The organism is Methylovulum psychrotolerans (assembly GCF_002923755.1).
GTDB lineage: Bacteria > Pseudomonadota > Gammaproteobacteria > Methylococcales > Methylomonadaceae > Methylovulum > Methylovulum psychrotolerans.
In genome coordinates, this window is the sequence record NZ_PGFZ01000015.1 from 49,102 (window position 1) to 59,739 (window position 10,638).

At 52.9% G+C, this 10,638-nt stretch carries 13 protein-coding genes and 1 pseudogene; 6 read left to right on the top strand and 8 right to left on the bottom strand.

Annotation, left to right across the window (positions count from 1 at the left end; translation table 11 throughout):
• Window positions 1–685 precede the first annotated feature (685 nt).
• The 7 genes from AADEFJLK_RS25280 to AADEFJLK_RS20775 form a co-directional block, all read right to left on the bottom strand.
• Window positions 686–865, bottom strand: coding sequence for a hypothetical protein (locus tag AADEFJLK_RS25280; protein ID WP_103975607.1), 180 nt, complete (start codon window positions 863–865; stop codon window positions 686–688).
• A gap of 347 nt (window positions 866–1,212) precedes the next feature.
• Window positions 1,213–1,989, bottom strand: coding sequence for a 3-deoxy-manno-octulosonate cytidylyltransferase (gene kdsB / locus AADEFJLK_RS20750; protein ID WP_103975608.1), 777 nt, complete (start codon window positions 1,987–1,989; stop codon window positions 1,213–1,215).
• Window positions 1,986–2,180: a Trm112 family protein gene (locus AADEFJLK_RS20755; RefSeq protein WP_251827595.1), complete on the bottom strand. Its 195-nt coding sequence runs from the start codon at window positions 2,178–2,180 to the stop codon at window positions 1,986–1,988. Before AADEFJLK_RS20755 ends, kdsB begins: the two co-directional genes overlap by 4 nt.
• Entirely contained in the window at window positions 2,170–3,168 is a 999-nt protein-coding gene (gene lpxK, locus AADEFJLK_RS20760; RefSeq protein WP_103975609.1) for a tetraacyldisaccharide 4'-kinase, read from the bottom strand. The genes AADEFJLK_RS20755 and lpxK overlap by 11 nt, the downstream gene beginning before the upstream one ends.
• Window positions 3,165–3,599, bottom strand: a complete 435-nt coding sequence (locus AADEFJLK_RS20765) for an ExbD/TolR family protein (protein WP_103975610.1) — start codon at window positions 3,597–3,599, stop codon at window positions 3,165–3,167. Before AADEFJLK_RS20765 ends, lpxK begins: the two co-directional genes overlap by 4 nt.
• Entirely contained in the window at window positions 3,596–4,213 is a 618-nt protein-coding gene (locus tag AADEFJLK_RS20770; RefSeq protein ID WP_088618335.1) for a MotA/TolQ/ExbB proton channel family protein, read from the bottom strand. Before AADEFJLK_RS20770 ends, AADEFJLK_RS20765 begins: the two co-directional genes overlap by 4 nt.
• A gap of 143 nt (window positions 4,214–4,356) precedes the next feature.
• The gene (locus AADEFJLK_RS20775; RefSeq protein ID WP_103975611.1) at window positions 4,357–5,502 is read right to left on the bottom strand and encodes an MFS transporter; all 1,146 of its coding nucleotides are present in this window, start codon (window positions 5,500–5,502) and stop codon (window positions 4,357–4,359) included.
• A gap of 288 nt (window positions 5,503–5,790) precedes the next feature.
• On the opposite strand from AADEFJLK_RS20775, the gene AADEFJLK_RS20780 reads away from it, so the two are divergent.
• The 6 genes from AADEFJLK_RS20780 (at window position 5,791) to AADEFJLK_RS25710 (ending at window position 10,521) form a co-directional block, all read left to right on the top strand.
• The gene (locus AADEFJLK_RS20780) at window positions 5,791–7,317 is read left to right on the top strand and encodes an LTA synthase family protein (RefSeq protein WP_103975612.1); all 1,527 of its coding nucleotides are present in this window, start codon (window positions 5,791–5,793) and stop codon (window positions 7,315–7,317) included.
• 171 nt (window positions 7,318–7,488) lie between these two features.
• Window positions 7,489–8,781, top strand: a complete 1,293-nt coding sequence (locus tag AADEFJLK_RS20785; protein ID WP_282957374.1) for a TIGR03862 family flavoprotein — start codon at window positions 7,489–7,491, stop codon at window positions 8,779–8,781.
• Window positions 8,782–8,823: 42 nt separating this feature from the next.
• A complete protein-coding gene (gene pdxJ / locus AADEFJLK_RS20790) occupies window positions 8,824–9,573 on the top strand; it encodes a pyridoxine 5'-phosphate synthase (RefSeq protein WP_103975613.1) in 750 nt (249 codons plus the stop codon).
• A gap of 249 nt (window positions 9,574–9,822) precedes the next feature.
• A complete protein-coding gene (locus AADEFJLK_RS25700; RefSeq protein WP_249028105.1) occupies window positions 9,823–10,080 on the top strand; it encodes a hypothetical protein in 258 nt (85 codons plus the stop codon).
• On the top strand, window positions 10,040–10,168 hold the full coding sequence (locus AADEFJLK_RS25705; RefSeq protein WP_249028103.1) for a hypothetical protein: 129 nt from the start codon (window positions 10,040–10,042) through the stop codon (window positions 10,166–10,168). The genes AADEFJLK_RS25700 and AADEFJLK_RS25705 overlap by 41 nt, the downstream gene beginning before the upstream one ends.
• Window positions 10,144–10,521 carry a transposase family protein gene (locus tag AADEFJLK_RS25710; protein ID WP_249028104.1) on the top strand — a complete coding sequence of 126 codons (378 nt, stop codon included), beginning with the start codon at window positions 10,144–10,146 and terminating at the stop codon, window positions 10,519–10,521. Before AADEFJLK_RS25705 ends, AADEFJLK_RS25710 begins: the two co-directional genes overlap by 25 nt.
• On the opposite strand, the pseudogene AADEFJLK_RS25715 reads toward AADEFJLK_RS25710, so the two are convergent.
• Window positions 10,518–10,638: pseudogene (locus AADEFJLK_RS25715) on the bottom strand (IS1595 family transposase); the annotation flags it as partial. The gene AADEFJLK_RS25710 and the pseudogene AADEFJLK_RS25715 sit on opposite strands and share 4 nt — an antisense overlap.

A 10,638-nucleotide genomic window follows, 5' to 3' on the forward strand; every position in this document is an offset into this window, starting at 1 on the left:
CCTCCCCATCAGGGGAGGGAGCCGTCTTACCCTACAAGCTTTTATTTTTTAACCAATGCCCCGCCCTATTTAGGGCGGGTTTTATGAAAAACTTGATGATCGAGTAATACAATTTAGACAACCTAATTGATGCAAAATATTGCAGTATCAGAGTAGTCACTGTTTTTTAACCGACATTTCGCATACATTTTTGCAATAAATTTACTTATAATCATAAAATGCTTGGCAACTGAATTTGACGAGAAACATAATACCTACCTTTCAATATGATGTTACTTATGATCTAAAAAATATAGGATTTAAATATGTAAGATTTCTTTTCTTTTATGGGTTTGACAGAATTTAGCACATCTTATAACTTATGCAATCCCTGTTAGTTAATTTAGTTGCAATACAACCTAAAAGACCAAATCATGTCAGGAAAATTCCACGTTAAGTATTGCTACACCCAAGAAAACTGGCTTATATGGATTAGGCTTATCCCACATTTTGGCAAGCGGCATACGCGAAGGAAGGGAGCGGCTGAAATTGAGTAATTTTTACCGCATTTAGCAGAGGGGAGGAGATCAAGGTCGCGGCGGTGAAGTCACATAATCTGCAACTTTTACAGGGCAGAAGCGGAAACGTTGTCACCCACCCCGGCTTTAGAACTAAGGGAGTATTGATATTGAAGGAGAGGGTTTACTCAAGCTCTATCTGTTGTTGCCTTCAAGAGCAATTTAGGCCCAGGATTTAATTTAATGTGCTTTGATTCGCGTTCTTTTTGCCGCATTGCTTCCACAATTCGGCTTAGATCATTATCATAGTGTGCAGCGTGTTCTTTTCTATAGCGCCGGACTTCCTCAACAATTGGGTCATTAACCATCTTACATTCCACCTGATTATTCTGATGAATATAACTGCGGACATGCGTAACCGGATGATTTCACAAGCTGGGTAAGCCATCTTTGGATTGATATAGAGTCCGGCGTTAAGCAAGCGACAGGCTAAATGTTGGCACACCCGGTTAGGCCATCGAAAGACCATTGCACTCCACTCTGTGCCGCTCAATGAGTGACGGCCCTATATAAGTTTTAGCTGGCGCTGTGTTTATAGGCTTCAAGACGTTGCGGTGCAACGTCTCTACAGGCTTAGCCTAAATCGGGGGGGCTTGTTTTGCTACTGGCCTTAAACAATACCATTATGTTTAGCGCGTTGCTTACTCACCATCCGTCACCCACCAGCGCGTGCCTGCAAAATCGCCGCCACCCTCAGCAAATCTTCCGGCGTATCCACCCCCGCTGGCGGGGTTTCCGCTACCACTTGCACCCGCACGGCTTCGCCTTGCCATAATATCCGCAGTTGCTCCAAAGACTCGACGCTTTCCAAGACCGAGGCGGGCCAGTGGCAGTAGCGGCGCAAAAAGCTGACCCGATAGGCGTACATGCCGATGTGGCGCAGGTACGGCATTGCGCCTGAGGGTATGCCGCCGTCGTGGCTGAAGGCGGCGCGTTCCCAAGGGATGGGGGCGCGGCTGAAATACAGGGCGTAACCTTGCTTGCTCAGCACCACTTTAACGGCATTGGGGTTGAAAATTTCTTCGGGATCAAAAATCTCGGCGGCTAAGGTGGCGATACCCGCGTGTTGTTGTCCGGCCAAAGCGGCGGCGACATCGCGGATATAGGCAGCCGGAATCAGTGGCTCATCACCTTGCAGGTTAACAATGATGGTGTCTTGCGCCCAACCAAAGCTTTCGGCGACTTCGGCAATGCGCTCGGTACCACTTTGGTGATCGGGGCGGGTCATCACGGCGGTAAAGCCCAAATCTTGCACGGTCTGCAAAATGCGCACATCGTCGGTGGCGATCACCACTTGCTCCGCCCCCGCCTCGCTGGCACGGGCGCAGACATGGGCAATCATCGGTTGTCCGGCAATGTCCAATAGGGGTTTGCCCGGCAAACGGGTGGAGGCGTAACGGGCGGGGATAACGACTTTAAAGGGTTGGTTCATTGGTATAAGGCTTCGGTTTCTTCAAAGCTTAAGGTGCGGGCTTCGTCTTCCAGCATGACCGGAATATCGTCGCGGATAGGGAAGGCCAAGCGGTCGGCGCGGCAAATCAATTCTTGCTGGTCTTTTTGATAGCGTAAGGTGCTTTTGCAGATCGGGCAAGCAAGAATATCGAGTAATTTTTTATCTATCATGGCGTTGGCTCTGGAGTAGGGATAAAAGTTGCAAGGCAAACTCCGCCTCAGGCTCGGCCTGGACGGGAACAAACCAATGCTGTGAAGTGGCAATTGCGGTACATTTTACCGCGTCTTTTTCGGTCATTAACACCGGATAGGCATCGGCGTAGCGAATATCGTCGGCTTGGTAGGCATAATGGTCGGGGAAACGGTGGTTTTTGCACACTAATCCGGCACTTGCCAATTGCTTAAAAAACCGTTCGGGGTTGCCGATAGCCGCTAAGGCGTGGCAGGGGCTGCCGGAAAACGCGCTTAAGGGCCGCTGTTCGCCCGTGACGAGATTAACGGCGCTGTCGCCCTTAAGCTGCATGGCAAATTCGTTGGGTTCGGCTTTGTCGCCGTTAACGACGACAAAATCGACGCTTTGTAAGCGGTTGATCGGCTCACGCAAGGGGCCGGCGGGCAGGCAATAACCATTGCCGAAACGCCGCTCGCCATCGACCACTGCAATCTCAATAGTGCGCCCTAGGGCGTAATGTTGCAAGCCGTCATCAGAGATAATGACATTACAATCACTGTGCGCCAGCAGGTACTGGGCAGCGGCGACCCGTTGCGGCGACACCACCACCGGACAGGCCGCACGTTGCGCCATCAGCACCGCTTCGTCACCGACTTCGGCGACCGGGCTATCAGGCCGGACGAATTGCGGGGCTTGGGCTTGGCCGCGATAGCCCCGGCTGATGATGCCGGGCCGGAAGCCCGCCGCGCGGAGTTGCTCGGCCAAATAAATCGCCAGCGGCGTTTTGCCCGTGCCGCCGACGGTGATATTACCGACAATAATAACGGGTACGGGTAAGGTGTGGACTTTCTTGAGGCCGCTACGGTACAGCCAAGTGCGCAAACGCACGATGTCGCTGAACAAGAACCCTAAGGGCATCAACCAAGTGCCGATAATCAGGTCTTTGTACCAGATATTTTCGATAGCGCGGATCAGGGCTTTTTTCATTCGGCAGGCTTGGCTTCGGTGGCAAAACTGATCTGGTTAAAGCCCACGGCATTGGCGGCTTCTAGGGCGGTAATCACGGCCTGATGCGGAGTTTTGCCGTCGGCGTTAATGACAAACGGCACGGCAGCCCCTGGCGTATGGCGTTTGCGCAAGGCTTGCACCAAGGTCTCGACTTTTTGGTTCAGCAGTTCATGGCTGACCCCGTCGCCATCTTCCAAATAATACACGCCATTGGCATCAATAGTCAGGCGGATGGTCTCCAATTCTGCCTCGGTCTTTTCGCCGTCGGCTTCGGGCAGTTTGACTTTGACTTGAGTTTGTTTGTTAAACGTGGTGCTGACCATAAAAAAGAACAGCAACAGCAAGACCACATCGACCATGGAAGTCATGGAGATTTCTGGCGTAACCCGCCGTTTACGGTGGAATTTCATTCTATCGCCTCACGGTCGCCATGCAAAATATCAATCAGCTTTAAGGCCTCGGCTTCCATATACACCACATATTCATCCACCAAGCGTTCAAAATAACGGTGGAAAATCAGGCTGGGGATAGCGACCGTCAGCCCGGCGGCAGTGGTGATTAAAGCGACGGAGATGCCGCCCGCCAATACCGCCGGGTCGCCGACACCTTGGTCGACAATGGCATTAAAAGCTTGGATCATCCCTACTACTGTACCCAACAACCCCAACAGCGGGGTTATCGAGGCGATGGTGCCAAGGGCGTTTAAAAAGCGTTCCAGCTCATGCACCACTTGCCGCCCCGCTTCTTCGATGGACTCTTTCATCACATCGCGGCCATACTGGCTATTGGCTAAGCCAGCCGAGAGGATAAAGCCTAAGGAAGAGCTGTTTTTTAAGCGCCGCAAAATGGTGTCGTCGAGCTTTTTATCGCGTGCCAACCGCCACACTTGGGTCACCAAATCTTGCGGCAACACTTTGCTTTTTTGTAATGTCCAAAAGCGTTCGACAATAATCGCCGTGGCGATAATGGAACATAATATGAGCGGCAGCATCAACCAGCCACCGCTTTTAATGATATCAAACACAGGAGGTCCTAAATGAGGTGGGAGTTAAAGTCCCGCCCGGATAATTATCTGGGCAAGCCATTAAATATTATAGCCTAATAAGACGGCTTTGCATGGTGCCGATCGCTTAAGCTTAAGGGTTTTTCGCGCAGGTCCAGTTGCGCTTAATTGCCGCTTTCCCGGCCTATCCAACTATAGGTCAGCAGTAAGGCCAGCGCACAACACAAGGCCGAGGCGGTATAAATGCCCGTCGCACCGATAAGGTCAAAATAATAGCCGCTGGCATAGCTGCCGACCATGCCGCCCAAGCCGGCACTAAAGCTATTATACAGAGCTTGGCCTTTGCCTTGGTGTTGGCTACCAAAATAGCGGTGCACCAGATGTATCGAGGCGATATGCGCCCCGCCGAAGGTCATGGCGTGGAGCAATTGCGCGGCCACCAGCCACGCGGTGGAGTCGGCCAGATAGGCGATTAACAGCCAACGCACTACGCCCGCGCAAATGCTGGTGAGCAACAAAGCGCGTAAAGACACCCGCGCCAATAGGCGGCGCATAAAAATAAACAAAACGATTTCGGCAACAACCCCTAAAGCCCATAGCCCGCCGATGAGCGTCACCGAATAATGGTGCTGTTTCAGGACTATCGAATAGAACACATAATACGGCGAATGGGCGATTTGCAATAAGGTACAGACCGCAAAAAACGCCATGACTTCCGGCCTTTTGACAATATGCCAAAGCTTATGGGGTTGATGGTCTTGGCCATTGGCCCGCGCTTCGGGTACGCTTAAAGCCGCCAAGCCGATACCCAGCAACAGGGCGATAATAATGCCCGGCAATATGGTTAAAGGCTGCCAATCGAGCAGTCTGCCAACGCCTAACACCGCAACAATAAAGCCCACCGAACCCCATAAACGGATTTGGCTATAGCGTAACGCTTCGGCCTTTAAATGCGCTAGCGTCGCCGCCTCAAACTGCGGCAGGGCAGCACTCCAGAAAAAACTGAACGCCAGCGTCACCCATACATACTCGTTATAGCTGTGCGCATATAAAAATCCACAAAACCCTAGCGTAGCGAGAAACGACGCGAGGCGGATAATCGGCAGGCTTTTGCCGGTATGGTCGGCAATCCAGCCTAAGCTATTGGGGGCGATAATCTTGCAGCCAACTAGCAACGCTGAAAGCTGACCAATTTGGACGGTATCAAAACCGGCATTTTTAAGGTACAAGCCCCAGTAAGGGATAAACGCACCGAGCGCGGCGAAATAAAACCAGTAAAAACTGGACAGCCGCCAATAAGGGATAGGCATAAGGTATTGTTAAGTAAAATCAGCGATTGTAGTGTAAAAAGTCAGGCTAATGACAATTTTATCCCGCCTCTGCTGTTTATGCCTACAGGCTTACCCATCAAAAAGCGCCGTTCATTTGCATTAAGAGTTAAGCTATCCGCCTAATGCCTATAACCTCACTTTCCCCGTTTGGGTCCGGCATTCACAACAATTTCCCAGCAAACTGGCTATTTTTACGGCTCCACCGTTAAAATAGCTGACAACAACTTCTGCCCTTGCGTTTTTTTCGCCATTCAGGTCAAGCAACTCATGATAATCTCCCTTGTTTTGTCGCCGTTACTGGTAGGATTGGCTGTGTCTTTTCTGCTGGAACAAACCCTAACCCCAAAGCCGCGCCCGGTCTGGAAACGCCCTTTCGTCAGCGCTCTCATTCATAGCGGTTTATGGGGCTTAGGGTTTGCGGTGCTGCTATTGATCTTGCAACGGCCTTGGTTTGCCGTTGTTAATTTGTTGGCGTTCCAATTGCTGTTAGTTTTGGTTAACCACGCCAAATTCGCCAGCCTGCGCGAGCCGTTTATCTGCCAAGATTTTGAATACTTCACCGATGCCATCAAGCATCCCCGGCTCTATCTGCCGTTTTTTGGTATCGCCCGCACCGTGGCGGCAACCTTAGGCTTTAGCGGGGCTTTCGCCATCGGCCTGGTGCTGGAACCATCTTTGCTGGACGCATTGCCTCTGTGGGGCTTTCTTGGTTTGGTGGCGGTGCTGGGCTTAGCCAGTCTGCAACTGTTGCGCTGGGTTGGTCCGCGTTTGCCAGCCTTAAGTTACCAACCCGCCGAGGATTTGACCGCCTTAGGGCAATGGGCGTTTTTTTACGGCTATGGGCGCATGGAACACCTAAACCGCGAGCTAGATTGCCAAGCCAGCCCGTTCCGGCAGCCACCGCCTATCGCGCCTGAGCGTTTGGCGCATATCGTCACCGTGCAAAGCGAGTCGTTTTTTGACCCGCGCGGCCTATCGGCGACCATTAAACGTTCGGTACTGGCGCATTTTGATGCCAGCCAAGCCAGTGCTTGCCAATACGGGCGCTTACAAGTACCCGCTTGGGGAGCCAATACCGTACGCACCGAAAGCGGTTTTTTTACCGGACTGACCCCGGCGCAATGGGGCATACATCAGTTTAACCCCTACCGTCTGCTGGTGGACTACAGCCTCCCCAACGTCGTCGCTTACCTTAAACAAGCCGGGTATAGGACGCTGTGCATACACCCCTACCATGCCAGCTTTTACCAGCGCGACCAAGTGTTCCCACGTTTGGGCTTTGATGAGTTCATCGACTTGGCCAGCTTTAGCGAAGCGCAAAAATGCGGCCAATTTACGGGTGACCTGGCCGTTGCCGACACCATCCAAACCCTGTTAAGCACCGCCGAACAGCCGCTGTTTATTTTTGTCATCACCATGGAAAACCACGGCCCGCTGCACCTTGAACAACCGCCCGCTGATGCCGCCGCGTATTATGACACCGCACCGGAAACGGGCTGTAATGACCTGAGCGTATACCTGTATCATTTACACAATGCCGATCTGATGATAAAACAGCTTAAAGACAGTCTGGCGGCCAACCCCCGCCCCGGCTTGTTATGCTGGTATGGTGACCATGTGCCTATCATGGCCAGCGTCTACCAACGCTTCGGCGAACCCGATGGCCGGACGGACTATTTTCTCTGGCACACGGAAAATACCGCCGCGCCGCGCCAACAAGACTTGCCGATAGACAAGCTGGCAGAGGCCATGCTGGATTACGCGGGTTTGCGGGTTGCGGGGGAGGCGGTTTAAAGCGTGCTTTAGGGGCTGTTTTAGATAATAATACACAAGACCATAATCTGCTTGGATTAAAGCGTTTGGCGTTTATGGTTTTTAGCCATTTTACAAGGCCTTAGCAAAGGCTAAAGACCTTTGCATTCCAATTGAATAATCCCCCCGCTGCCCAATAGCCATAAGACAATCGTGACCTCCCTTCCAGTACCTCCAATTACCCCATCCTCTACGCTACCCCGCATCGCCATTATCGGCGGTGGCCCGGCTGGCTTAATGGCGGCGGAATTTTTGAGCCGTTATCCTGTCCGAGTAGACGTGTACGACAGTATGCCTTCGGTGGGGCGGAAGTTTTTAATGGCGGGGAAAGGCGGGATGAATATCACCCATGCCGAACCCTTTCCGGCCTTTGTGTCCCGTTATGGCGAACATCAGGCCGAGGTCGCGCCGTTACTGGAGGCGTTTCCGCCGACGGCGTTGCGGGCTTGGTTAAGCGAGTTGGGCATAGAGACCTTTGTCGGCTCGTCCGGGCGGGTGTTTCCCACCGATATGAAAGCCGCACCTTTGTTGCGCTCATGGTTACGGCGCTTACGCGAGGCGGGGGTGGTGTTCCATACCCGCTGGTTATGGACGGGGTGGCAAACGCCCGGCCAAAGCTTGGTGTTTCAATCCCCGCAAGGTGGGCAAGTTATCCATGCCGAGGCGGTGATTTTTGCCTTGGGCGGCGGCAGTTGGCCACAGTTGGGTTCTACCGGACAATGGCAAGAGCCGTTCCGGGCTCAAGGTATCGCCGTGCAGTTGTTGCAACCCGCCAATTGCGGCTTTACCGCCGCTTGGAGCGACCATTTTAAAAGCCGTTATGCCGGGCAACCCTTAAAGACACTTACTATGCGCTTGAGCGACGGCCACGGGCAGACGCTTAAGCAACAGGGGGAATGTGTCATTACCGAGACGGGTATTGAAGGCGGGCTCATTTATAGCCTCTCCGCCGCAATACGCACCTGCATTACCCAAACTGGGCAAGCGGTGGTGTATTTGGATTTACTGCCCGATAAGGAGGTGGCGTGGCTGCACCAGCGTTTGGCTCAGCCGCGCGGAAAAACCTCGTTGGCGAATGTATTGCGTAAACTGGGGCTGGATGGGGTCAAAGCGGGATTGGTGCGGGAATTAGTGCCAGCCGCTGATATTCATGATGCCCAGCGCTTAGCCCAAGCCATTAAAGCCTTGCCCTTAACGTTATTGGCGGCGCGGCCTTTGGCGGAAGCCATCAGCACGGCGGGCGGCGTGGACTTTGCGGGGCTTAACGAAGACCTGATGCTAAAATCCCTGCCGGGCGTGTTTTGTGCCGGGGAAATGCTCGACTGGGAAGCACCGACCGGGGGATATTTACTGAGCGCCTGTTTTGCCACAGGCCGCCAAGCGGGCTTAGGGGCGTGGGCGTGGTTGGCGGATCAAACCGCAACTGTTGAGCCACCGCCTGTTTAAGCGATAAAATCGCTATCATCCTTTATTTTTTATTATCTGCCCATGAACACACCAGCCATTTTATTAGGCGTTAACATCGACCACGTCGCCACCTTACGGCAAGCGCGGGATACCCGCTACCCCGACCCTGTCCAAGCCGCTTTAGTGGCCGAGCAGGCGGGGGCGGACGGCATTACCGCGCATTTGCGCGAAGACCGCCGCCATATCCAAGACAGGGATATTTTTCTGTTACAAGAGCGGCTGCATAGCCGCCTGAATTTGGAAATGGCGGTGACGGCGCAGATGCTCGCCATCGCCCTACAAGTAAAACCTCATGCCTGTTGCCTAGTGCCGGAAAAACGCACCGAACTGACCACCGAAGGCGGTTTGGACGTAGCAGGCAATTTGGCGGCTATGCAGCGGGCTTGCGGCGATTTGGCGGCGGCGGGTATCGAGGTGTCGCTGTTTATCGACCCCGATTTTGCCCAGATTGATGCCGCTGTGGCGGCGGGCGCACCCGTGATTGAACTGCACACAGGCCGCTATGCCGATGCCGCCACCGCGCCATTACAAGCCAGTGAGTTAGCGCGTATCCAAGCGGCGGCGCAGTATGCGCATAGTGCGGGGCTACAGGTGAATGCCGGGCATGGCCTGCATTTTCATAATGTCGAGGCGATTTGTGCGATACCGCAAATTGTCGAGCTGAATATCGGCCATTCGATTATCGCCCAGGCAGTATTTTCGGGATTGGCGCAAACGGTGCGGGATTTGAAACAAGTGATGCGCCAAGCCAGGGCGGCAGTCCGGCCTTAGGAATTAGCTAGTAGTCAGTCAACTTGAAACGCAATAATGGCGTATAACTTTGATGCATGGTAGAAGTGTAGGTTTTCTCAGCCAGTATTCAACTATGCCCACCATCAAATATAAAGTCAACTTAAGTGACGATGAAAAAATTCAGTTGGAAGCTTTGCTTAGCAAATAGACATCTTTCCTAAATGTTGCTGACTATATAAACGTTGACAGGTTAAAATACCAAGCCTTATCCTGACCCGCCAAAAAGCCATGAAACCGTATGCCCAGTTACCCACCGACAACCCCGAAGAATACAAGCACCTTGTCGGGCTGTCAAAGGAAGATTTCCAACACCTCAACAGCAAGCTGTGCGTTTACATCGGCGAACAAAAAGCCCTCAGCCCGTTGACAAGGCGGGGCCGGAAAGACTCCAAACTGACCACGGAAGACCGCTTGCTACCTCCGCCATTATCCGACCCTTATAAACTTGGGGGCGGTTTTTGGTATCAGCGAGTCATATTGCCATAAGGTGTATTCGCGCACGGCCAGGATGTTGGCCATTGTGAAAAGCTCCCCAACCGTAAGGCTCTGTTGGAAGAGCCTGAGGCCATCCTGATCATTTATGCCCCAGAGGGTATTGACGTGTCGGAGCAGCCCATCGAACGCCCCGTAAAAGGCCAGAAAGACTTCTACTCCGGAAAAAAACGCCACACGGTTAAGGCGCAACTCATCATTTGCGCGTTGACGCTCACCATCCTTTCGGTCGTGGTCGGCAAAGGCCGCCAACATGATTTTTCGGTCTTCAAGGGTTGCCGCCTGTTGCTGCACCCCGAAGCCCTGCTGTTGGCAGATTCGGGATACCAAGGGATGCACGGCCTCCACCAAAATTCGGTATTGCCCATCAAGAAACAAAAAGGCAAACCGCTTTCTGCGGAGGACAAAGCCCATAACAAAGCCCTTCCTGATTAGCAAGATGCTTCAGCCGAGGGGATCCAAACCTCTGGGCGAGGCCCAACGGCGATGGCGGCAACAAGCAGGCGCATGGGAAGCCTATCGAGCTGGAACCTGCGGTTGAAGCGATAGGCG